The sequence below is a fragment of the Rathayibacter sp. AY1D9 genome (genome assembly GCF_002932395.1).
In the GTDB taxonomy this organism is placed as follows: domain Bacteria; phylum Actinomycetota; class Actinomycetes; order Actinomycetales; family Microbacteriaceae; genus Rathayibacter.
In genome coordinates this window covers 15,009-36,430 of the sequence record NZ_PSVQ01000022.1, presented here as the reverse complement: position 1 = coordinate 36,430, position 21,422 = coordinate 15,009, and the positions used below count along the sequence as shown (strand labels likewise).

Sequence of the window (21,422 nt, the reverse complement as noted above, 5' to 3'; positions counted from 1 at the left end):
CGTCAGCCGCGTCGGCTGCGGCCCGCGGCGAGGCCCAGGCCCGCGGCCAGCGCGAGCTCGAGGGCGGCGACCGCCCCGACGACGAGCGGGTCCGGGCCCACCTGGGCGAGCCGCCCGGGCCCGGCGGCGCCCGCCGAGAACCAGGCGAGGAGCCCGAGCAGCAGGCCGCCGACCACGCCGATCCCGCCGGCCGCGGCCGCGCCCCAGCGCAGCAGCGAGCGTCCGTCGAGCGCCTCGATCACGCCGCGCCGCAGCCGCCATCCCGCGGCGAACCCGGCGAGCAGCGGCACGAGCAGTCCGAGGAATCCGAAGGCCGAGTCCCCTGCGGGCAGTGCGGCGAGGACCGGTATCGACGGGATCGGTCCGAGCAGCGTTCCGGCCGCGCTCACGGAGGAGCCGGTGCCGAGGGCGAAGCCCGGGCCGATCAGCCAGCTCGCCGCCCAGATCACCAGGTTCGGGAGGAACGCCAGCTGCCCGAGAGTGAGGGCCAGGCCGCCGAGCGCCTCGGCGCCCAGGCTCTCGTAGAGCGCGACGACCGAGGTGTAGTGCACGACCAGCAGCACGGCGACGAGCACCGCCGCGACTCCGACCACGCCGGCCGCGGCGAGCGCTCCCCCGCGCAGCGACGCGAGGACGAGCCCGGGCCCCGGCGCGGGGACGCGGTCGAGCGCGGAGGCGGCCAGCTCGCCGAGGGGGTCGGCCTCGTCGCTGCGGGCGGAGTGGAGCGCTGCTCCGACGAGCACCCCCAGCGCGAAGACGAGCGGCGGCAGCAGCGTCCCCTGCAGGGGATCGACGGTGGCGGCCGGGTCCGCGGATCCGAGCGAGACCAGGAGCGCGATCGCCAGGTAGGTCGCGATCGCGACGAGGACGCCGATGGCCCGGAACGGCGACTCCTGGGCGCGGCGGCCGGTGCGCGCGCCGAGCAGCACGGTGAGGAGCGCGAAGGCCAGCGGAGCGATCGTCACCGGGAAGGCGTCCGCGCCTCCGGGCAGCGCGACGGCGAGGGCGGAGTCGGGGGCCAGCGCCGCCTGCAGGTCGGCCCCGTGGCCGAGCAGCCAGGCGTCGGCGGCGACCCGCCAGAACACGCCGAAGTCGACCGTCGTGTCGTACTGCACGGCCCAGAGGACGGTCAGCGGGACGAGCGGGATCGCGATCCCGATCAGCGCCGACAGCGCGGCGTCGAAGGCGGCGAGGAGGGCGACGGTGATCCGGTTCATGGGCCTGACGAGCCTAGCGGCGGCGCGCTCGGAGGCGGGTCAGGGGCGCGCCGCCCGGCCCTCTAGTGTCGGAGCCATGACGGGGACCTCGGACGCACGGACGGAGCGCGGCCTGGACCGCCTCGTGAACTTCTCCGACGCCGTCGTCGCCATCGCCATCACGTTCCTTGTCCTCCCCCTCGTCGACGTGGTCGAGGAGGGCCGCGCGGCCGATCTGGGGTCCCTCCTCACAGGTCACTACGGCACCCTCTCCGCCTTCTTCATCACGTTCGCCGTGATCGGGCGGCTGTGGGCGGTCCACCACTCCGTCTTCGAGGGCGTGGCCCGGTACTCGCCCGCGCTCGTCGTCGCGAACTTCGTCTGGCTGGCCGCGGTCGTGCTGCTCCCCTTCGCGGCGAACCTGATCTCGAACGTGCTCGACACCGACGGCAGCGTCATCGCGCTCTACATCGGCACGATGATCGCGGCGAGCGCGGCGACCCTCGCGATGCAGCTCATCGTGCGCCGCGACCCGGATCTCCTGGCCCCGGGGGCGGAACCGCGGCGCTCCCTCTCGAGGTCGCTGATCGTGATCAGCGTCCTCCTCGCGGCCCTCGTGCTCGCCGTCGCCGTGCCGGCCGTCAACATGTTCGCGCTCCTGCTGCTCCTGCTCTCGGGTCCGATCGAGCGCCTGGTGCACCGCGGTCGCCCCGGGGGACGAGCGGCCCACCGCCGGACGGAGCGCGGGCTCGACCGGCTCGTCAACTTCTCGGACGCGACCGCCGCCATCGCCATCACCGTCCTCGTCCTGCCGCTGGTGCAGCTGGCTCCCGAGGTCGCCCGGGAGGGCGGCGGAGTCCCGGCGCTGCTCGCGGAGCACCTGGACTCGGTCCTCGCCTTCGCGCTCTCCTTCGCGGTCATCGCCGTCTTCTGGATCCCCCACCACCGCGTCTTCGAGATCGCCGGGGACTACGACGGCGCCCTGGTGTGGCTGGATCTGCTCTGGCTGGCCGGGCTGGCGTTCTTCCCGTTCTCGACGAGCGCGCTGGCGCTGTTCCCGGACTCCCGGGCGACGATCGGGCTCTACATCGGCACCATGGCCGCGATGAGCGGGGCGCTGGTCCTGATCGAGCTGCGCCTCTCCCGGCACCCGGAGCTCAGGCGGCCCGGCGCAGGGCCCCTGCCGCTCGCGCCCGCCCTGCTGCCCTTCGCGCTGCTCCTCGTCGCACTGGCGCTGGCGCTGCTGGTCCCGTCGGTCGGGCTCTGGTGGCTGCTTCTGCTCCTTCTGCAGCGGCCCGTCCGGGCACTGCTCGCGCGGCGCTGATCCTCAGGCCCCGGGCGTCCAGCCCAGCTGCGGGGCGATGCGCTCCGCGACGGCGCGCAGGATGCGCCGGTGCGACTCCACCCCGCCGACCGCCGGGAGCGTCACCGTGAGCGCGTCCGCCTCCGCGAGCGCCGGATCCGCGGCGAGCGACGCGACGATCCGCTCCGGGCTCCCGACGTGGAGGGGGCTGAAGCGCATCGGGGCGGCGATGATCGACCGGTCGGCCGTGCGGGGGCGGCCCTCGTCGTCCATCCGCGCGAGGTAGCCCTCGATGAAGGGGCGGTGCGCCTCCTCGTCGGCGGCGTCGAGCAGCGGCAGCACGATGCGGCCCGCCGTCACCCTGGACGTGCGCCCCGAGTGCGCGGCGGCGAAGGCCTCGCGGTAGGCACGGATCTGCACCGCCTGCTGCTCGGCGAACGGCAGGCCCGTCTCCTCCGTGTTGAGCGTGGACACCTGCAGGTGCATGCCCTGCTCGCCTGCCCGAACCGCGGAGGACACTGTTCCCGCCCCGTACCAGAGCCGGTCGGCGAGGCCGGGCGCGTGCGGCTGCTGGACGAGCGGAGCGCCGACCGGGACCGACATCAGGGCCGACTCCGCGACGCCGAGCACGGCGCCCGAGAGCGCCTCGCGGAGTCGCGCGATGCGCTCCTGCGCCTCCTCGCGGAAGTGGCGCTCGGCCTGCCCGAACACCCCGTCGAAGACGGAGGAGAGATGCGCGAAGCCGCTGCTGACGCCGAGGTCGAGGCGTCCGCCCGAGAGCAGGTCCACGGTCGCGGCGTCCTCGGCGAGGCGCACGGGCGACTCGTAGCGGACGCCGATGACCGCGGTCCCGAGGCGGAGGCGGCGGGTCCGCTGGGAGGCGGCCGCGAAGAAGGTCATCGGAGACGCGAGGTAGCGCTCGAAGTGCCGCACGCGGACCCAGCCGGTGCCGTAGCCGAGCTCCTCGGCGAGCTCGAGCAGAGCGAGCCCGTCCTCGAGGCTCCGCGCGGCGTCGCCGGGCTGCTCGGGGCCCTCCGGGTACGGCACGAAGGTCAGCAGGTCGAGTCCGAGGCGGCGGGTCACGCTGCGACGCTACTCCGGCCAGGCCCGCCCCGACGACGGAACGGACGGCGCCGCCCGCCGGAGCAGGGGCACCGTCCGTTCCGACGGTGGTGCGGGGAGGACGGGCGCTAGAGCGCCGCGTAGACCTCGCGGAGCAGGGCGGCCGTCTCGGAGGGCGTCTTGCCGACCTTCACGCCCGCGGCCTCGAGGGCCTCCTTCTTGGCCTGCGCGGTGCCGGCCGAGCCGGAGACGATGGCGCCGGCGTGGCCCATCGTCTTGCCCTCGGGGGCGGTGAAGCCCGCGACGTAGCCGACGACGGGCTTCGTGACGTTCGCCTTGATGAAGTCCGCGGCGCGCTCCTCGGCGTCGCCGCCGATCTCGCCGATCATCACGATCGCCTTCGTCTCGGGGTCGGCCTCGAACGCGGCGAGCGCGTCGATGTGCGTCGTGCCGATGATCGGGTCGCCGCCGATGCCGATCGCGGTCGAGAAGCCCAGGTCGCGCAGCTCGTACATCATCTGGTAGGTCAGGGTGCCCGACTTCGAGACGAGGCCGATCGGGCCCTTGCCGGTGATCGTCGCGGGGGTGATGCCCACGAGCGACTCGCCCGGCGTGATGATGCCGGGGCAGTTGGGGCCGATGATCCGCGTCTTGTTCCCCTTCTCCTGCGCGTACGCCCAGAACTCCGCGGAGTCCTGCACCGGGATGCCCTCGGTGATGACGACGAGGAGGCCGATCTCGGCGTCGATCGCCTCGATGACGGCGTCCTTCGAGAAGGCGGGCGGCACGAACGCGATGGAGACGTCGGCGCCGGTGGCCTCCATCGCCTCCTTCACGGTGCCGAAGACGGGGAGCTCGACGTCGCCGTGGGTGACGGTCGTGCCGGCCTTGCGGGCGTTGACGCCGCCGACCACGTTCGTGCCGGCCTTGAGCATCAGCGCGGTGTGCTTGGTGCCCTCGCCGCCGGTGATGCCCTGGACGATGACCTTGGAGTCCTTGGTGAGGAAGATCGACATGCTTGTTCTCTGATTCCTTGAGTCGTCGGGTCCGTTACGCGGCGGCGAGTTCGGCGGCCTTGTCGGCGCCCTCGTCCATGGTCGCGGCGAGCGTGATGAGCGGGTTGGCGGCGGCCTGGAGGATCGCGCGGCCCTCCTCGACCTTGTTGCCGTCGAGGCGGACGACGAGCGGCTTCGTGGCCGAGTCGCCGAGGATCTCGAGCGCCTGGAGGATGCCGTTGGCGACCGCGTCGCACGCGGTGATACCGCCGAAGACGTTGACGAAGACGCTCTTGACCTGCTCGTCGCCGAGGATCACGTCGAGGCCGTTCGCCATCACCTGGGCGGAGGCTCCGCCGCCGATGTCGAGGAAGTTGGCCGGCTTCACGCCGTTGTGCCTCTCTCCGGCGTAGGCGACGACGTCGAGGGTCGACATGACCAGGCCCGCGCCGTTGCCGATGATGCCGACCTCGCCGTCGAGCTTCACGTAGTTGAGGTCGTTCTCCTTGGCCTTCGCCTCGAGCGGGTCGGCGGCGTCCTTGTCCTCGAGCGCGGCGTGGTCCGCGTGGCGGAAGCCGGCGTTCTCGTCGAGCGAGACCTTGCCGTCGAGCGCGACGATGTCGCCCTCCTCGGTGAGCACGAGCGGGTTCACCTCGACGAGCGTGGCGTCCTCGCCGGTGTAGACGTCGTACAGCTTCACCAGGACGGGCGCGACCTTGGCGATCAGCTCCTCCGGGAACTTCGCCGCGCGGGCGATCTCCTCGGCCTTGGCCTGGTCGATGCCCTGGCCGGGGACGACCTCGACGCGCGCGAGGGCGTCGGGGCGCTCGACGGCGAGCTGCTCGATCTCCATGCCGCCCTCGTAGGAGGTGAGCGAGAGGTAGGAGCGGTTGGCCCGGTCCAGCAGCACCGAGAAGTAGAACTCGCGGTCGATGCGCGCACCGCCGGCGACCATGACGCGTTTGACGACGTGGCCCTTGATGTCGAGGCCGAGGATCGACTGCGCCGCGGCGAACGCGTCCTCGGGGGTCTTCGCGACCTTCACGCCGCCCGCCTTGCCGCGGCCGCCGATCTTGACCTGCGCCTTGACGACGGTGACGCCGCCCAGCTTCTCCGCCGCGGCGCGCACCTCCTCCGGCGTGTCGGCGACGATGCCCGGGAGCACGGGGACGCCGTACTTCTCGAACAGATCACGGGCCTGGTATTCGAAGAGATCCACGCTGCATTCCCATTCCGCGCCGAGCGCGCTTGCGTTTCGAGTTCGAGGTGGCCCGGACGACGCCGGAGTCTCGGCACTGTCCCTGGGCCGCGCCGAGTCTACTCCGCACCCGCCGGGGGCTTCCCGTGCGGTCGCTCCGCGCCCGCCGGACGCCCGCCGGGGGTCACCGGCCCCTCCTCCGCCCGCCGCTCCCGCGTAGCGTGGAGCCATGTCGTCGGCCACCCGCACCCCGGACGTCTTCCGCGAGGGCGTGTTCCTGCTGGCGGGGGCGCGCGCGATCCTCCTCCAGATCGCGCACCCGGCGGTCGGGCAGGGCGTCGCCGACCACTCCGACTTCGTGCACCGGGCCGTGAACCGCCTGCACGGGACGCTCTCCTACCTCTACGTCCTGCACTACGGCACTCCCGAGGACGTCCGCGCCGTCCGCCGCCGCGTGAACAGGGCGCACGTGCCCGTGCGCGGCCCCGGCTACACGGCCTTCGACCCGGAGCTGCAGCGCTGGGTCGCGGCGACGCTCACCCAGTCGATGCTGCAGCTCTACGAGGGCGCCTTCGGTGCACTGAGCGAGGAGGAGGCGGACGACATCGTGCGCCGCTCCGTCGTCGTCGGCGCGGCCCTGCAGATGCCCGCGGACCTCTGGCCCGACTCCCGCACCGCGTTCGACGCCTACTGGGAGCGGGAGGTGGAGCGCCTCGACGTCACGCCCGCCGCCCGCCGCGTCGCCCACGACCTGCTGGGCCCGAGCATCGCCGCCTGGTACCTGCGCCCGCTCGGCCCCTACCTCCGCCTGATCACCGCCGGCCTGCTCCCGGCGGCGCTCCGCGAGCCCTTCGGCTTCCACTGGACCGCACGGCAGGAGGCGCGGTTCGAGCGGGCGCTCTCGCGCACCTTCGCCGCCTACCGCCTGCTTCCCGCGATCGTGAGGACGGCGCCCAGCCGCTACTACCTCGCCCGGGTCCGACGCGACGCTCAGAAGCCGGCCACGACCTCCCAGCCCGCGTAGGCGGCGAGCTCCAGCCCGAGCGCCTGCGCGGCCGCACGCGCCTCGTCGATCCCGCGCTCGTCGCGCACGTCGACGGTGACCGGCACGCTGTCGCCGAACCCCGCGATCTCGACCCGCGCGCTCGTCGGACCGCTGTAGAGCGGGACGTGCGCGTCCGCGGTCCGCGCGCCGACCACTCGCGAGCCGGTCGCCTCTGCGATCACCGCGAGGGCGAACGGAGCCGTCACCACCGCATCCGTGTAGAGCGTCGCCTCGCCGCGCATCGCGCCTCCCGTCGTCCGACCCGCGGAACCGGGCCGCAGCAGTCCGACTGTAGGCAGCCGCCCGCGCCTCCCGCACCCCCTTCCGCTCGGCGCCGGGATGCGCACTCCCCGCCCGTCCGTGCTGAACATCCGGTGCGGATCGCTCGACGCGGCCGCCCGGCGGATCTACGGTGAAGCACCCGGCATCCGCCGCGGCGGTCAACGACGACTGGAGCCTTGATGAGCATCACCGAACCCCGCACGGCCGAGGCCCCCGCCGCTCCCCCGCCCGCCGCCGGCTTCGGCACCCTCTCCGTCGCGGCCATCCTGGCGGAGGCGGCGCGGCGCACCCCTGACACGATCGCCATCCGCGTCGGCGAGCAGGCCGTCGACTACGCGACCCTCTGGCGGCAGACCCGTGCCTACGCCGGAGCCCTGCGCGCCCAGGGGATCGGACCGGGCGACCGCGTGGCCCTGCTCGTCCCGAACGTCCCCGACTTCCCCCGCGGCTACTTCGCCGTCCTCGCGCTCGGCGCCGTGGTGGTCCCGGTGCACGCCCTGCTCAAGCACGACGAGATCGCCTACGTCCTGCGCGACTCCGGAGCCGTCGCGCTCGTGTGCGCCGCTCCGCTGCTCGCCGAGGGGGCCGCCGGAGCGGACCTCGCCGACGTTCCCGTGCTGAGCGTGATGGTGCCCGACGGCACCGCCTCGCCCCTTCCGCGCCTGGAGGACCTCGCCGCGGAGGCGACTCCGATCGACGGCTACGTGCCCCGCTCCCCCTCCGACACGGCGACGATCCTCTACACCAGCGGCACCACCGGCCGTCCGAAGGGGGCCGAGGGGACGCACTTCGCGATCGTCTCGCAGTCGGACGTCCTGCTGATGAACACGTTCGACCTGCACCGCGGCGACGTGGTGCTCGGGGCGCTGCCGCTCTTCCACACCTTCGGGCAGGTCTGCGCGATGAACACGGCCTTCCGCACCGCCGCGACGGTCGTCCTGGTGCCGAAGTTCGACGGCGACGCCGCGCTCGAGGCGATGATCGCCCACGGCTGCACGGTCTTCGAGGGCGTGCCCACGATGTACGTCGCCCTGCTCGACGCCGCGACCCGGCGCGAGGACCGGCCGCCGCTGCGCTACGCGGTCTCGGGAGGCGCCGCGCTGCCCGTCGCCGTGATCGAGCGCTTCCGCGAGGTGTTCGGCGTCGAGATCTACGAGGGCTACGGGCTCACCGAGACCTCCCCGGTCGCCACCTTCAACCACGTCGGAGTCCCGCCGCGGCCGGGCACGGTCGGCACGCCGATCTGGGGCGTCGAGGTCGAGGTCGCCCGCCCCGACGTGACCGACCGCGTCGAGCTGCTCCCCCGGGGCGAGCTCGGCGAGATCGTGGTGCGCGGGCACAACCTGATGAAGGGGTACCTCGGCAATCCGGCGGCGACCTCGGAGGCGGTGATCGACGGCTGGTTCCGCACCGGCGACCTGGGCACGAAGGACGAGGAGGACTACGTCCGCATCCTCGACCGCACGAAGGACATGATCATCCGCAACGGCTACAACGTGTACCCGCGCGAGGTCGAGGAGGTGCTGATCGGGCACCCGGCCGTGCAGAACGCAGCGGTCTTCGGGATCCCGGACGAGCGCCACGGCCAGGAGGTGATGGCCGCGGTGATCCTCGCCCCGTCGGCGACCGCCACCGCGGAGGAGCTGATCGCCTACGCGAACGAGCACCTCGCCGCCTTCAAGTTCCCCCGCCGCGTCGAGTTCGTCGACGCCCTCCCGCTCGGGCCCAGCGGCAAGATCCTCAAGCGGGAGCTCGTCGCGCGCTACGCCGGCTGACCACTTCCGCGAGATGCCGCTCGGGTGAGCCCGCCACGGCGTACCTCCCACTCGAGTGGAATCTCGCGGACGGCGACCAGAGGGCACACGGGAAGGGACGGACGTCAGCCGAGCAGGGACCAGACGGTCCCGGCGAGGACGGTGCCGACGGCGGCGCCCGCGAGGACCTGGGCGGGGGTGTGCGCGCCGAGGCGCACCCGCGACCAGAGCACCCAGAGGACGATGGGCACGCTGATCAGCAGGGAGAGCGGTCCGTAGGCGATCAGCACGACGACGGCGCAGGTGGCGACCACCGCCGCGTGCCCGGACAGCTTCCAGACCAGGTTGACCACGCCGACGGCGAGCACCACGGCCACCGTCACCACGCCGAACGTGGTCACCGCGGCAGGAGCGCCGAGCACGGCGAGCAGTACCAGGCCGGCCGCTATCGACACCAGCGCCAGCGCGATCGGCAGCGCCCGCTCGCGCCGGTCGGGCACGTGATGGTCGCCGTGGATCCGGCCGGTGCGCATCAGCAGACGGATGACGAGGTAGGGCACCACGCCGACGAAGAGCGCCGCGAGCGCTCCCCAGGCGACGCCCAGCAGGGGCGGATCCGCGACGCGCGCGCCGACCACGACCGGCACGAGCACCGCGAGGACCGCCGGGGAGAACGCCTCCGTCGCGAGCCGCGCGGCCGCCGATCCGGCCGCCACCGGACTAGATCTTCTCGATCGGCGCGACCTTGATCAGCAGCTTCTTCGCGCCCACCTGGTCGAAGAGCACGTGCGCGACGCGCTTCGAGCCCTCGCCCGTCACCGCGTTCACGCGCCCCTCACCGAAGTCGATGTGCCGGATGCGGTCGCCCGGGATCAGCTCGAGGTCGCCGTTGTCGCGCACCATGCCGGTGATCCGGTTCGGGAACTCGCCCTTGGCCTTCGGCGCCGCGGCGAGCGCCTCCCGGAACTCGGTGTTCGATCGCGACTTGCCGAAGCCGGGCCGCTGAGCGTTCAGGGCCCGGGGCTGCGTGCCGCCGCGCGAGGTCGCCGCGCCGGGCGACTGGCGCCACTGGATCAGCTCTCCCGGGATCTCCTGCAGGAACCGGCTCGGCATCGCGACCGACGTCTCGCCGTACTGCGCGCGGGTCATCGCGAGCGAGAGGTAGAGGCGCTTGCGGGCCCGGGTGATCCCCACGTAGAACAGCCGCCGCTCCTCGGCCGGGCCGCCGGGCTCGTTCGCCGAGATGCGGTGCGGGAGCAGGTCCTCCTCGATGCCGGTGAGGAACACGGCGTCGTACTCGAGGCCCTTCGCCGTGTGCAGCGTCATCAGCGAGACGGTGCCGGAGTCGTCGTCGAGGTCGTCGGCCGCGGCGACCAGCGAGACCTCGGTGAGGAAGTCCACGAGCCCGCCGTCCGGGTTGTTGCGCGCGAACTCCTTGGTGACGGCGATGAGCTCGTCGACGTTCTCGGCGCGGGCCTCGTCCTGCGGGTCGCGGCTGGCGCGGAGCATGTCGAGGTAGCCGCTGCGGGTGAGGAGCGCCGTCAGCACCTCGTGCACCTTCGCCTCGCCGCCCTCCCGTGCGGGGTCGAGCATCAGCGCGCACTCGTCGAGGAGGGTCGCGAGGTCGACGATCGCCTTCGTCACCTTCGGGCCCATCCCGAGCGAGCCGGCGTTGCGCATCGCCTCCCGCAGGGTCACCGCGTTGGTGTCGGCGAACGACTGCAGCTGCGCCTCCGTCGCGGGGCCGATGCCCCGCTTCGGAGTGTTCATGATGCGCCGCAGCGCCAGCACGTCGGCCGGATTCGCCACCGTGATCAGGTACGCCAGGGCGTCCTTGATCTCGGCGCGCTCGTAGAACTTCGTGCCGCCCAGGATCCGGTAGGGCAGCGCGGAGCGGATGAAGATCTCCTCCAGCGCGCGGGTCTGCGCGTTGGTGCGGTAGAAGACCGCGATCTCGTCGTAGCCCGTGCCCGCCGCGTGCAGGCGGGCGATCTCGTCGACCACGAACTGCGCCTCGTCGTGACCCGAGTAACCGGTGTAGCCGACGATCTTCTCCCCGTCGCCGCTGGAGGACCAGAGGTTCTTCGCGCGACGGTCGAAGTTGTTCGAGATGACGGCGTTGGCCGCCGAGAGGATGTTCTGCGTCGAGCGGTAGTTCTGCTCGAGCAGGATCACGCGGCAGCCCGGGAAGTCGCGCTCGAACTCGACGATGTTGCGGATGTCGGCGCCGCGGAACGCGTAGATGGACTGGTCCGAGTCGCCGACGACGGTGAGCGAGGCCCCCGGGATGGAGCCGTCGGCCGTGACCGGTCCGCGGTAGGGGCGGTCGAACTGCGCCGCGGCCATCGTCGCCGGCGGCACGGGCCGGGTCAGCTCGTGGATCAGCGAGTACTGGGCGTGGTTCGTGTCCTGGTACTCGTCGACCAGCACGTGGCGGAAGCGCCGCTGGTACTTCGCGGCGACGTGCGGGAAGGCGCGGAAGAGGTAGACGGTCTGCGCGATCAGGTCGTCGAAGTCGAACGCGTTCGCCCCCTCGAGCGCCCGCGAGTAGGCCCGGAAGACCTGGAGGAACATCTCCTCGTTCGGGTCGCTGAGGTTCGCGGTGCGGGCGTAGGAGTCGACGTCGGCGAGCTCGTTCTTGAGCTTGGAGATCTTCGCGGAGGCGCTCGCGACGGTGATCCCGAGCGAGTCGGCCTCGAGGTCCTTCACGATGCGCTTGAGCAGGGCCCGCTGATCGCCCGAGTCGTAGATCGTGAACGACTTGGTCATGCCGAAGTTCTCGGCCTCGCGGCGCAGGATCCGCACGCACGCGGAGTGGAACGTCGAGATCCACATCCCCTCGGCGCTCTGCCCCACCAGCTTCTCGACGCGCTCGCGCATCTCGGCCGCGGCCTTGTTGGTGAACGTGATCGCGAGGATCTGGCTCGGCCAGGCCTCGCCGTTGCCCAGGAGGCTCGCGATGCGCCGGGTGAGGACGCTGGTCTTGCCCGAGCCCGCACCCGCGACGACGAGCAGCGCGTCTCCGCGGTACTCGACCGCCTCGCGCTGCTGGGGGTTCAGCCCCGCGACGAGCTGCTCGTGCGCCGGGTCGGTGCGGGGCGCGTCCCCGGGGCCGCCGGGGGGACCGACGATGACCGGGGTGGCGCGGGAGTCGCTCGGATCGAAGAGGAAGCTCATGTCCCTCCGAGTGTAGATCGCCCCTCCGACACCGGGAGCGGTCAGGCGGTCCGCTGACGCGGCGCGGGCGAGGTGAGCGCCCCACCGACGTCCAGTCCGCGCCACGCGAGGGAGAAGCCGAGCACGGCGAGCGCCGACGTCGACACCGCCAGGAGCTGCAGGAGCGCGAAGGCGGTGAGGTCCTTCGTGTCGTCGGGGTAGTACTGGATGCCCTGGACGGCGAGAGCCGCGAGCAGCACCACCACGATCACCGAGCACACCAGGAGCAGCCGGTTCACCCCGCGCCGCGCGGGCCTCTTCGGCGCTCGGCCCACCTGGGCCCTGGTGGTCAGCCACGCGCAGGCGGCGGAGGCGGAGGCGAGCGCGACGAGGTCGGCCCCGAGGACGTCGCTCGCCCGGTGCCAGGAGGCGGCCATCGTCAGGTTGCCGACCAGCACCACGACCGCGCCGCCCAGCGCGAGCACGACGGTCCGCGCGCGCCCGGGGACGACCATCGCCAGGGCGAAGACCACCGAGACGGCCGCCGCGGTGTGCCCGCTCGGGAAGCTGCCGCCGGTGTACCAGGAGTCGGTGTCGACCAGCTCGGGCCGCTCGAGGACCACGTTCTTGAGCAGCTGGGTGAGCCCGGCCGTGACGACGATCGAGCCGACGGAGGCGACGGCCAGCGCCGGGCGCCTCCGGATCAGTGCGATCGCCGCGACGAGCAGGGCGCCGACGACCATGGAGAGCGGGGTGACGTCCGCGAGCGCCCCCGCGGCGGCGCCGGTGGCGCGGCCGAAGACGAGGTCGGCTCCCCGGAGCCCCGAGTTCTCGACGCCCTGGCCCTGAGGGGTGAGCACGGCGAGCCAGTACACGACGGCGACGCCGATCACGGCGAGGACGGCGGTGGTGATCCAGCGGCGGGTGATGCGCTCTCGGGTGGACACGGGGCCTCCTCTCGAGGGTCGGGCGGGCGGTGGTGAGCCGATGATGCCAGCGCAGCCTCCGCGTCCGCTCGGCACGCGCCGGAGGAGCGCCCGATCACGATCCGGGTTCAGCCGCGGAGCAGGCGCTCCTGCTCGGCCGCCCGCGCCTCGATCGCCAGATCGGGCTGGTCGGCGAAGACGCCGTCCACTCCCGAGCGGAGGATCATCGCGAACTCCTCCTGCCAGCCGCCGTACTCCGCCGGGTCCTTCCCGCGGCGGTGCACCTTCTCGAGGAATCGGTTCTCGGCGCGCAGCGTCCAGCAGTAGACCTCGAGCCCGGCCGCGTGCGCGTCCTCGACGAGCGGACCGGTCCCCGTCGCCCGGCCGGCCGCGTCCCGCGAGAAGAGCATGCTCTTGTCGACGCTGATCCCGTCGACGGCTCCGGCGAGGTTCCGCAGTCCCGCCGGCGTGGTGAAGGCGGAGTAGGGGGCCGCGTCGGCGCCGTGGGCGGCCACGAGGTCGGGCGGGGCGCCGCGCGACTCGAGCAGGTAGATCCGGCGGGTGCCGACTCCGCTCACCGCGAGCCGCTCCAGCACGGTCTTCTCGAAGCTCTCGATCGTGAGCCGCGGGTCGCGCGGACCCCAGCCCGCGGCGGCGAGCTCCTCGCGCAGCAGCACGTCCAGCGGCAGCCCGATCCCGGCGAAGTACGTCGCGTGCTTGATCTCGGCGACGAGCCCCGGCGGAGCGAGCGGATCGTCCTCCGCCGCCCGGTCCAGCAGCGCCAGCAGCTCGCTGAAGCGCAGCAGCGGGAACTGGCCGTCGAACGTGGCGCTGGAGCTGCGCACCGCCGGCAGCCGCTCGCGGGCCCGCAGCTCCGACAGCTCGTCCCAGGTGAAGTCCTCGGTGAACCAGCCGGTGATCTCGCGGCCGTCGATCCGCTTGGTGGTGCGGCGTGCAGCGAACTCCGGGCGCTTCTCGACGTCCGTCGTGCCGGAGATCTCGTTCTCGTGGCGGAGGACGAGCACGCCGTCGCGGGTCGCCACCAGATCGGGCTCGAGCGCATCGGCGCCCAGCGCGATCGCCAGCTCGTAGGCGGAGCGGGTGTGCTCCGGTCGGTAGCCGCTCGCTCCGCGGTGGCCGATGACGAGCGGTGACTGGCGCGCGGGCATGCCGCGATCCTACGGGCGGCTCTGCACGGCTCGCAGCGGAGTCGAGGTCCGCTCGAAGAGAACAGCCAGACTCTGAGAGGTGCTCTCAGATAAGGTGGTGTCCATCGTCGCAGTCCTCTCGGATCCGCGGCGCACCCCGCACCCACAGCGACTCAGATCCGCGAGTTCCCTCGGAGACCAGCGCACCTGAGAGAAGAGGAACCATGGCAAGCAACAATCCGGCCTTCGGACGCCCGGAGTTCAGCAACCGCGGCTACGCCGGCCGCGTGCAGGACCTCCCGGACGTCTCCCCCGGCACGCTCGACCAGATGTACTCCCGTCCGGCCGCCGGCTCCGTCGAGACCGACCGGATGACCGTCGAGGACACCCTCGCCAAGACCGCCCTCGCCTTCGTCGTGCTCCTCGCGGGTGCGGCCGTCGGCTGGTTCGTCCCGGGCCTGATGCTCCCCGCCGTGCTCGTCGCGCTGGTGCTGGGCATCGTCAACGCCTTCAAGAAGCAGCCGTCGCCCGCCCTGATCCTCGGCTACGCCGCGACCCAGGGCATCGCGGTCGGCGCGATCTCGAAGTTCTTCGAGAGCGCGTACGCCGGAGCGGTCGTCCAGGCCCTCATGGCGACCGTCATCGTGATCGGCGTCACCCTGGCGCTGTTCATGAACGGCAAGATCCGCACCTCGCCGAAGCTCAACAAGATCTTCTTCATCGGCATGATCAGCTACGCGGTGTTCTCGCTGGTGAACCTGGGCCTCGGCCTCTTCGGCGTCGGCGGCGGCTTCGGTCTCCGCACCGGCTTCATCGGCATCGTGATCGGCCTCATCGCCGTCGCGCTCGCCACGTACTCGCTCGTGATGGACTTCGAGTTCATCCAGCAGGGCGTGCGCAACCGCCTCCCCCGCATCTACGGCTGGACCGGCGCCTACGGCATCCTGGTCACCGTCGTCTGGATGTACCTGGAGATCCTGCGCCTCGTCGCGATCTTCCGCGAGTAGCACGGCGCACCACGTCCGACGGGCGCTCGACCTCCGGGTCGGGCGCCCGTCGTCGTTCCCGGCCCCAGCGTCGTTCCCGGTGCACTGCCGGGAGCGCCTGGCACGATGGAGGGATGAGCGCCGCAGACTCCCGGATCGTCGGCCTCGACGTCGCTCGCGGCCTGGCCGTCCTCGGCATGTTCGCCGCCCACCTCGCCCCGGTCGAGAGCGAGATGCTCTGGAACGGCCGCAGCTCCGTCCTCTTCGCCGTGCTGGCGGGAGTGTCGATCGGGCTGATGACGGGCGGATCACAGCGCTCCTCGCGGCCCTGGCACGACACGGGATCGATCCTGCTCCGCGGGCTGTACCTGCTCGTCATCGGCGTCGCCCTCACCCTGCTCGGGACGCCGATCGCGGTGATCCTGCCGCACTACGGGGTGATGTTCCTCGTCGCGGCGCTGCTGCTCTTCCTGCCGCGGGCGGTCCTCGCCGTGCTGGTCGCGGTCGCGGCGATCGCCGGGCCCCTCGCGGTCGACGCGCTGACGAGCGCCGGCGGCTCCTGGCTCTCGACCCTGTCGCCCGACGAGGCGCTCCTGGCCGCGCAGCCCCTCATCTGGCTCACCCAGTACTACCCGGTGCCGTCGTGGCTGGCGTACGTGGTGCTCGGCCTCCTGATCGCGCGCTGCGACGTCCGGTCCGCGACCACCCAGCGCTGGGTCGTCGTCGGCGGCGCCGTCTCGGCCGTGCTCGGCTACGGCGGCGGGCTGCTGCTCGGGGGTCCGGAGGCGGTGGAGGCGCACGCCAGCACCACCGCCGAGCTCCTCGGGGCGGGCGGGGTCGCCTGCGTGGTCCTCGGCGCGCTGACGGCTCTGCTGCAGCGGCTGCCGCTCCTGGCACGGGCGGCGACTCCGATCGCGGCCGTCGGTGCGATGCCGCTGACGATCTACTCGCTGCAGCTCGTGGCGCTGGCGGTGTACCTGGTCCCGTACGAGCCGTTCGACTTCGAGGCGTGGCGCAGCTGGACGCTGCTCGGCGTCTTCGTGGTCGGCTCGATCGTCGCCGCTCTCCTCTGGAGGCGGCTCGTGGGGCAGGGCCCGCTGGAGTGGCTGCTCGCGCGCGCGTCGCTGCGACCTCGGGGTCCGCGCGCGGCGCTGGGTTAGGGTGGCCGGATGATCACGCGTCGCGAGGCCGCTCAGCGCCTCGACATCCCCCTCGAGATGGCGACGCGGCACGGCATCCCCACCCGTCTGTCGGAGGAGGAGCTCGCCGCCCTCGAGCAGGATCCGCCCGCCTGGCTCGTCCAGTCGCGCGCGAACCGCACCGGCAGGCGTCCCGTGTGGGTGACCCTCGACTGCGCCGTCTGCGGCCGCTCCGAGGCCGCCCGCCCGAAGAAGTGGTGGCCCGAGTTCACGTTCCTCGTCTGCGAGGACCACTCCCCCGCCTCCTGGCCGCACCACCCCGAGGGCCACCGCCGCGACGAGTACGACGGCATCGGCACCCGCTTCATCGGCGTGCTCGACACCCCCGCCTGACCCGCGCTCGCGCGCCTGCCGCCTGCACCTCGGCCCCCGGACCAGCGCCGACCCGCGTTCCCCGACCGCTCGGCAGGAGCTCGCTTCTCCGCCGGCACCCCAGGAACGTCCCCGCAGGGCCTCGTCCCGCTGACCGCCACTCGGAACGCCTCGCCAGGCACCGGTCAACCCCGACCGATCCCCCGGCCGAACCGCGGCCACCCGTTCCCTGAACAGCCACCTGAGCTCGTTCCCCGACCTGCATCCCGGGAACGGCCCCGCAGGGGCTCGTTCCCCCACCCGCTCCCGTCAACAAGAAACGGCCCCTTCGAAGGGAGCCGTTCCTGACGTTCCGCGGGTCTCCGCGCGGTCAGCTGCAAGGCGGAGAAGGGCGCGATACCGGAGGTATCGCAACCGCCGACAACGCCGCAGATGACCGTGCGGAGACCCGCGGAATCACTCCCACTCGATGGTGCCGGGGGGCTTGGACGTCACATCCAGCACCACCCGGTTCACGCCGCTCACCTCGTTGGTGATGCGGTTGGAGATTCTGGCGAGGAGGTCGTAGGGCAGGCGGGTCCAGTCGGCGGTCATCGCGTCTTCCGAGGAGACGGGGCGCAGGACGATGGGGTGGCCGTAGGTGCGGCCGTCGCCCTGGACTCCGACGGAGCGGACGTCGGCGAGGAGGACGACGGGGCACTGCCAGATCTCGGTGTCGAGGCCGGCGGCGGTGAGCTCGGCGCGGACGATGGCGTCGGCGTCCTGGAGGAGGTCGAGCCGCTCCTGGGTGACCTCGCCGACGATGCGGATGCCGAGGCCGGGTCCGGGGAAGGGCTGGCGGCCGACGATGACCTCGGGGAGGCCGAGCTCGCGGCCGATCGCGCGGACCTCGTCCTTGAAGAGGGTGCGGAGCGGCTCGACGAGCGCGAACTGCAGGTCCTCGGGGAGTCCGCCGACGTTGTGGTGGGACTTGATGTTGGCGGTGCCGGTGCCGCCGCCGGATTCGACGACGTCGGGGTAGAGCGTGCCCTGGACGAGGAAGTCGATCGTCTCGCCCTCGCCCTGGGCTTCGAGCACGAGCGCTTCGGCGGCGGCCTCGAAGGTGCGGATGAACTCGCGGCCGATGATCTTGCGCTTCTGCTCCGGGTCGCTGACGCCGGCGAGCGCGTCGAGGAACTGCTCGCGCGCGTCGACGGTGACCAGGCGGACGCCGGTCGCGGCGACGTAGTCCTCCTCGACCTGGCGGCGCTCGTCCTTGCGGAGGAGTCCGTGGTCGACGAAGACGCAGGTGAGCTGGTCGCCGATGGCACGGTGCACGATCGCAGCGGCGACGGCGGAGTCGACTCCGCCGGACAGGCCGCAGATGACGCGTCCGGTGCCGACCTGCTCGCGGATCACGGCGACCTGGTCGTCGATCACGTTGGAGGAGTTCCAGTCGGCCGGGATGCCCGCGGCGCGGTGGAGGAAGTTCTCGATGACGGCCTGGCCGTAGGCGGAGTGCTTGACCTCCGGATGCCACTGCACGCCGTAGAGGCGGCGCTCGTCGTTGCCGAAGGCGGCGACCGGGGTGGAGCTCGTGGAGGCGAGGACCTCGAAGCCCTCGGGCGCCTGTGCGACCGAGTCGCCGTGGCTCATCCACACCGTCTGGTCGGCGGGCTGCTCGCCGAGGAGCACGCCACCGTCGGTCGAGAGGGCGGCGTCCGTCGCTCCGTACTCGCGCAGCCCCGTGTTGGCGACCTCGCCGCCGAGCGTCTTCGCCATCACCTGGAAGCCGTAGCAGATGCCCAGGACCGGGACCCCGAGGTCGAAGATCGCGGGGTCGAGCTGCGGGGCGCCCTCCTCGTACACGCTGGAGGGGCCGCCCGAGAGGATGATGCCGACGGGCGACTTCGCGGCGATCTCGGCGGCCGTGGCGTTGGAGGGCACGATCTCGGAGTAGACGTTCGCCTCGCGGACCCGGCGGGCGATCAGCTGCGCGTACTGCGCGCCGAAGTCGACGACGAGGACGGGCTGCGCGGCCAGGTGCGGCTGGGGAGCGGTGGGCTGCTCGCTAATGGGGGGCCTCCACGGAGTCGGTCGGGGTCTTCGGGTCGGTGCCGGCGGTCCGGCGCTCGAGGTACTGCTCGACCTCGCGGGCGATGCGGGTCTCGACGAAGAAGGAGAGGGTGGGCACCACGCCGCCGAGCGCGATGAGCACGAAGCGCGTGAACGGCCAGCGCATGAGGCTCCACAGGCGGAAGTCGGCGAAGAGGTAGACGACGTAGAACCAGCCGTGCGCGATCAGGATGCCGGTGGACAGGTTCGCGCCGGTGCCGCTCGACGTGAACTCGCCTCCGGGCACCTCGTACATCGGGGCGAAGTGCAGGACGCCCTGCTGGCCGAAGGCGAACAGCTCGAGGTGGAAGACGTACTTGAGGAGCATCTCCGCGCAGAGCAGGAGCAGCATCACGCCGGTGATGATCGAGGTCACCCGGTAGAAGCGCAGCGCGCTCCGGATCGCAGGGAACTGCGCGGGCTTGGGCTCGAGGGGCATGACGACCAGTTTACGGTGCGGGGGCGGGGGCCTCGGCCCGGTCGCCCAGGTCGGCGCGGGCGCGCTCCTCGGCGTCGAGCGCCTCCTCGGCCTCGCGCTCCCACGCGTCCTTGACGAGGCGGAACCAGAGGTAGAGGGCGAAGCCGGCGAAGACGACCCACTCGATCGCGTAGAAGACGTTGAGCCAGTTCAGCGAGACGTCGCTCACGCGCGCCGGGGAGTCGATGGCCCCGAGTCCGGCGACCGGCTCGTCGACGACGACGTAGCCCTGGTAGACGTCCTGCGGCGGGTCCGGCCAGCGGTTGATCAGCGCGGGGACGGAGAGCGCGGTGAGGGTGGCGGGGTCCAGACCCTCCGCCGGCGCCTCCGCGGCCTCGTTGGCCACGAGGCGGCCGGTGAAGGAGGAGGGCGCCTGCTCGCTCCCGCTGTTGAGCGCGTCCGCGACGGACTGCGCCTGCGTTTCGTCCTGCGTCCAGCCGTAGGCGAGCACCAGGTCGGCGTCGGCGGTGCGGGTACGGGCGATGACCCACCAGCCCGGCTGCTCGCCGTTCAGGCGGCCGCCGAGGATCTCGGCACCGCCCGGCACGAAGACGGACGAGCCCTCCACGCGCTGTCCGTCGGCGGTCGCCGTGATCGAGCGGGAGGGGGTCGCGACCTCGGCGAGCGGGAGCGTCGTCTCCGACACTCCGGAGTCGGGCGCGGCGGCTTCGACCGCGCGGCCGACCTGCCACTGCCCGAGCGCGGCGAAGAGCCCGGCGATCAGGAGTGCGAGCGCCAGCGCGGCGATCCAGCGCGGGCGCCGGGCCACCTGCCCGACCGTGCTCTGCGTCATTCGTCCCTCGTCCGCCCTCGATCCGTGCGGTGTCCCGCGGGCCGGATCGAGCCTAACCCGTGAGTGTGGGAGCTCCGTGGGATCAGTAGTCGGGCTCCCTCGGGCGGCGGGGCCGGGCGTCGTCGGCGCCGTCGGACTGCTGCATCGCCTGGTCGATGAGCGCCTGGCGCATCGGATCGGGGAACTCGTCGTCGAGCTCGTCCGGCTCCGCGGGGCGCCTCGGAGGAGCGGGGGCCTCCTCCGCGGAGACGGCGGGCGCGGCCATCGCCGCCTCCACGAGCGCGAAGTCCTCCTCGTCCATGGCCGTGGCCGCTGCGGGTGCCGGGCGGTGCCGCCGCCGCGAGAGGAACGCGCCGATGCTCTCGGAGCGCGAGGCGAGGATCGGCCCGACGATCGCCATGATCAGCACGTAGAGGCCGGCGAAGGGCTGGATCCGCTCGTCGAGCCCCGCCGAGAGCGAGAGCGTCGCCAGGATGAGCGCGAACTCGCCGCGGTTGTGCAGGATGAACGCCGCGTTCAGGCCCGCGCGCGGTCCGAGCTTGTTGAGCCACGCGACGAACTGCCCCGCGCCGAGGTTCAGGACGATGGTCATCACCGCGGCGATCAGCACCGGGACCACGACGCTCGGGAACGCACCGGGATCCAGCCCGAGACCGAAGTTGACGAAGAAGAAGGCTCCGAACACGTCGCGCAGCGGGATCGCGATGTGCTCGACCCTCGACCGGAACCGCGTCGCTCCGATGACCAGTCCGATCAGGAACGCGCCGATCGCGTCCGTCACTCCGAGGACCTCGCCGATGCCGCCGAACAGGATGGCGAGACCGAAGAACAGGATCGTGAACAGCTCGTCGTCGCGGGTGCGGAAGAAGCGGGAGACGACCTTCCCGCCCCAGCGGGCGATCGCGAACATCACCACGAGGAACGCGAACGCGATGACGAGCTTGAGCACCACCGGCCACGGCTCCGTCTCGCCCGAGAGCACCACGGACACGATCGCCAGGTAGACCGCGATGAAGATGTCCTCGACGACCGTGACGCCCAGGATCATCGGCGTCTCGGGGTTCGCCAGGCGCTTGAGCTCGATCAGCAGCTTGGTGACGATCGCGCTCGAGCTCGTCGCCGTGATGCCGGCGATGATCAGCGCCTCGCGGCTCCCCCAGCCCAGCGCGAAGCCGAAGCCGAGGCCGACGGCCATGTTGACCGCGATGTAGGAGCCGCCGGAGAGGATCAGGCGGCCGGCGTTCCCGAAGAACTCGTCCTGGTCGAACTCCAGGCCGAGGTTGAACAGCAGGAGTATCAGCCCGAAGACCGCGGTCAGCTCGATGTAGCTCGACTCGAAGTCGAGCGGGAAGAGGTGGAAGTTCGGGCTCGCGAGGAGCCCGACGACCATGTAGATCGGGATGGCCGGGAGCCCGATCGTCCTCCCCAGCCGGCCGAGGACGTAGGCGACGACGAACAGGACGCCGAGGACGATGAGGTCTTCGCCGTGGTGCAT

At 72.3% G+C, this 21,422-nt stretch carries 19 protein-coding genes; 6 read left to right on the top strand and 13 right to left on the bottom strand.

Annotated features, from left to right (window positions below; genetic code table 11):
• Positions 1-2: 2 nt before the first annotated feature.
• A complete protein-coding gene (locus C5C50_RS10550) occupies positions 3-1,217 on the bottom strand; it encodes a DUF6350 family protein (protein WP_104227293.1) in 1,215 nt (404 codons plus the stop codon).
• Between the two features lie 76 nt (positions 1,218-1,293).
• On the opposite strand from C5C50_RS10550, the gene C5C50_RS10545 reads away from it, so the two are divergent.
• Positions 1,294-2,520 carry a TMEM175 family protein gene (locus C5C50_RS10545; protein WP_181133921.1) on the top strand — a complete coding sequence of 409 codons (1,227 nt, stop codon included), beginning with the start codon at positions 1,294-1,296 and terminating at the stop codon, positions 2,518-2,520.
• Positions 2,521-2,523: 3 nt separating this feature from the next.
• Here C5C50_RS10545 and C5C50_RS10540 read toward each other — a convergent pair whose 3' ends face one another.
• The 3 genes from C5C50_RS10540 to sucC all read right to left on the bottom strand — a co-directional run bounded on the left by C5C50_RS10540 (position 2,524) and on the right by sucC (position 5,775).
• A complete protein-coding gene (locus C5C50_RS10540) occupies positions 2,524-3,582 on the bottom strand; it encodes an LLM class flavin-dependent oxidoreductase (RefSeq protein WP_104273409.1) in 1,059 nt (352 codons plus the stop codon).
• 107 nt (positions 3,583-3,689) lie between these two features.
• Positions 3,690-4,577, bottom strand: coding sequence for a succinate--CoA ligase subunit alpha (gene sucD, locus C5C50_RS10535; RefSeq protein ID WP_104224929.1), 888 nt, complete (start codon positions 4,575-4,577; stop codon positions 3,690-3,692).
• A 34-nt stretch (positions 4,578-4,611) separates the two neighbouring features.
• Complete coding sequence (gene sucC, locus C5C50_RS10530; RefSeq protein WP_104224928.1) at positions 4,612-5,775, bottom strand: ADP-forming succinate--CoA ligase subunit beta; 1,164 nt, start codon at positions 5,773-5,775, stop codon at positions 4,612-4,614.
• Between the two features lie 208 nt (positions 5,776-5,983).
• On the opposite strand from sucC, the gene C5C50_RS10525 reads away from it, so the two are divergent.
• The gene (locus tag C5C50_RS10525) at positions 5,984-6,778 is read left to right on the top strand and encodes an oxygenase MpaB family protein (RefSeq protein ID WP_104273408.1); all 795 of its coding nucleotides are present in this window, start codon (positions 5,984-5,986) and stop codon (positions 6,776-6,778) included.
• Here the strand turns inward: C5C50_RS10525 and C5C50_RS10520 are convergent.
• Positions 6,745-7,041, bottom strand: a complete 297-nt coding sequence (locus C5C50_RS10520; RefSeq protein WP_104224926.1) for a hypothetical protein — start codon at positions 7,039-7,041, stop codon at positions 6,745-6,747. The genes C5C50_RS10525 and C5C50_RS10520 overlap by 34 nt on opposite strands.
• Positions 7,042-7,260: 219 nt before the next feature.
• On the opposite strand from C5C50_RS10520, the gene C5C50_RS10515 reads away from it, so the two are divergent.
• The gene (locus C5C50_RS10515; protein ID WP_104273407.1) at positions 7,261-8,856 is read left to right on the top strand and encodes a long-chain fatty acid--CoA ligase; all 1,596 of its coding nucleotides are present in this window, start codon (positions 7,261-7,263) and stop codon (positions 8,854-8,856) included.
• A gap of 104 nt (positions 8,857-8,960) precedes the next feature.
• On the opposite strand, the gene C5C50_RS10510 is transcribed toward C5C50_RS10515, so the two are convergent.
• The 4 genes from C5C50_RS10510 to C5C50_RS10495 all read right to left on the bottom strand — a co-directional run bounded on the left by C5C50_RS10510 (position 8,961) and on the right by C5C50_RS10495 (position 14,086).
• Positions 8,961-9,551 carry a phosphatase PAP2 family protein gene (locus C5C50_RS10510; RefSeq protein ID WP_104267785.1) on the bottom strand — a complete coding sequence of 197 codons (591 nt, stop codon included), beginning with the start codon at positions 9,549-9,551 and terminating at the stop codon, positions 8,961-8,963.
• A gap of 4 nt (positions 9,552-9,555) precedes the next feature.
• Complete coding sequence (locus C5C50_RS10505; protein WP_104273406.1) at positions 9,556-12,012, bottom strand: ATP-dependent helicase; 2,457 nt, start codon at positions 12,010-12,012, stop codon at positions 9,556-9,558.
• Positions 12,013-12,053: 41 nt separating this feature from the next.
• Positions 12,054-12,938, bottom strand: coding sequence for a phosphatase PAP2 family protein (locus C5C50_RS10500; RefSeq protein ID WP_104224743.1), 885 nt, complete (start codon positions 12,936-12,938; stop codon positions 12,054-12,056).
• 107 nt (positions 12,939-13,045) lie between these two features.
• On the bottom strand, positions 13,046-14,086 hold the full coding sequence (locus tag C5C50_RS10495) for a glycerophosphodiester phosphodiesterase family protein (protein WP_104224742.1): 1,041 nt from the start codon (positions 14,084-14,086) through the stop codon (positions 13,046-13,048).
• A 203-nt stretch (positions 14,087-14,289) separates the two neighbouring features.
• Here C5C50_RS10495 and C5C50_RS10490 point away from each other — a divergent pair, with 203 nt between their 5' ends.
• The 3 genes from C5C50_RS10490 to C5C50_RS10480 all read left to right on the top strand — a co-directional run bounded on the left by C5C50_RS10490 (position 14,290) and on the right by C5C50_RS10480 (position 16,583).
• The gene (locus C5C50_RS10490; RefSeq protein WP_104224741.1) at positions 14,290-15,072 is read left to right on the top strand and encodes a Bax inhibitor-1/YccA family protein; all 783 of its coding nucleotides are present in this window, start codon (positions 14,290-14,292) and stop codon (positions 15,070-15,072) included.
• A 113-nt stretch (positions 15,073-15,185) separates the two neighbouring features.
• Positions 15,186-16,211 (top strand): DUF418 domain-containing protein, encoded by a 1,026-nt coding sequence (locus tag C5C50_RS10485; RefSeq protein WP_104273405.1) that lies wholly within the window; start codon positions 15,186-15,188, stop codon positions 16,209-16,211.
• Between the two features lie 9 nt (positions 16,212-16,220).
• Positions 16,221-16,583, top strand: coding sequence for a DUF5997 family protein (locus C5C50_RS10480; protein WP_104224739.1), 363 nt, complete (start codon positions 16,221-16,223; stop codon positions 16,581-16,583).
• 435 nt (positions 16,584-17,018) lie between these two features.
• Here the strand turns inward: C5C50_RS10480 and guaA are convergent, their stop codons facing one another.
• From guaA to C5C50_RS10460, 4 genes are all read right to left on the bottom strand, one after another.
• Positions 17,019-18,584, bottom strand: a complete 1,566-nt coding sequence (gene guaA, locus C5C50_RS10475; protein WP_104227304.1) for a glutamine-hydrolyzing GMP synthase — start codon at positions 18,582-18,584, stop codon at positions 17,019-17,021.
• A 28-nt stretch (positions 18,585-18,612) separates the two neighbouring features.
• On the bottom strand, positions 18,613-19,095 hold the full coding sequence (locus C5C50_RS10470) for a DUF3817 domain-containing protein (RefSeq protein ID WP_104234169.1): 483 nt from the start codon (positions 19,093-19,095) through the stop codon (positions 18,613-18,615).
• 10 nt (positions 19,096-19,105) lie between these two features.
• Positions 19,106-19,927, bottom strand: coding sequence for an SURF1 family cytochrome oxidase biogenesis protein (locus C5C50_RS10465; RefSeq protein ID WP_104238461.1), 822 nt, complete (start codon positions 19,925-19,927; stop codon positions 19,106-19,108).
• Positions 19,928-20,009: 82 nt separating this feature from the next.
• Entirely contained in the window at positions 20,010-21,422 is a 1,413-nt protein-coding gene (locus tag C5C50_RS10460) for a cation:proton antiporter (RefSeq protein WP_104234167.1), read from the bottom strand.

Coding starts and splice junctions, on each gene's coding strand:
- C5C50_RS10550 (WP_104227293.1), bottom strand. CDS start 1,217: ATGAACCGGATCACCGTCGCCCTCCTCGCCGCCTTCGACGCCGCGCTG.
- C5C50_RS10545 (WP_181133921.1), top strand. CDS start 1,294: ATGACGGGGACCTCGGACGCACGGACGGAGCGCGGCCTGGACCGCCTC.
- sucD (WP_104224929.1), bottom strand. CDS start 4,577: ATGTCGATCTTCCTCACCAAGGACTCCAAGGTCATCGTCCAGGGCATC.
- C5C50_RS10525 (WP_104273408.1), top strand. CDS start 5,984: ATGTCGTCGGCCACCCGCACCCCGGACGTCTTCCGCGAGGGCGTGTTC.
- C5C50_RS10520 (WP_104224926.1), bottom strand. CDS start 7,041: ATGCGCGGCGAGGCGACGCTCTACACGGATGCGGTGGTGACGGCTCCG.
- C5C50_RS10515 (WP_104273407.1), top strand. CDS start 7,261: ATGAGCATCACCGAACCCCGCACGGCCGAGGCCCCCGCCGCTCCCCCG.
- C5C50_RS10505 (WP_104273406.1), bottom strand. CDS start 12,012: ATGAGCTTCCTCTTCGATCCGAGCGACTCCCGCGCCACCCCGGTCATC.
- C5C50_RS10495 (WP_104224742.1), bottom strand. CDS start 14,086: ATGCCCGCGCGCCAGTCACCGCTCGTCATCGGCCACCGCGGAGCGAGC.
- C5C50_RS10490 (WP_104224741.1), top strand. CDS start 14,290: ATGGCAAGCAACAATCCGGCCTTCGGACGCCCGGAGTTCAGCAACCGC.
- C5C50_RS10485 (WP_104273405.1), top strand. CDS start 15,186: ATGAGCGCCGCAGACTCCCGGATCGTCGGCCTCGACGTCGCTCGCGGC.
- C5C50_RS10480 (WP_104224739.1), top strand. CDS start 16,221: ATGATCACGCGTCGCGAGGCCGCTCAGCGCCTCGACATCCCCCTCGAG.
- C5C50_RS10470 (WP_104234169.1), bottom strand. CDS start 19,095: ATGCCCCTCGAGCCCAAGCCCGCGCAGTTCCCTGCGATCCGGAGCGCG.
- C5C50_RS10465 (WP_104238461.1), bottom strand. CDS start 19,927: ATGACGCAGAGCACGGTCGGGCAGGTGGCCCGGCGCCCGCGCTGGATC.
- C5C50_RS10460 (WP_104234167.1), bottom strand. CDS start 21,422: ATGCACCACGGCGAAGACCTCATCGTCCTCGGCGTCCTGTTCGTCGTC.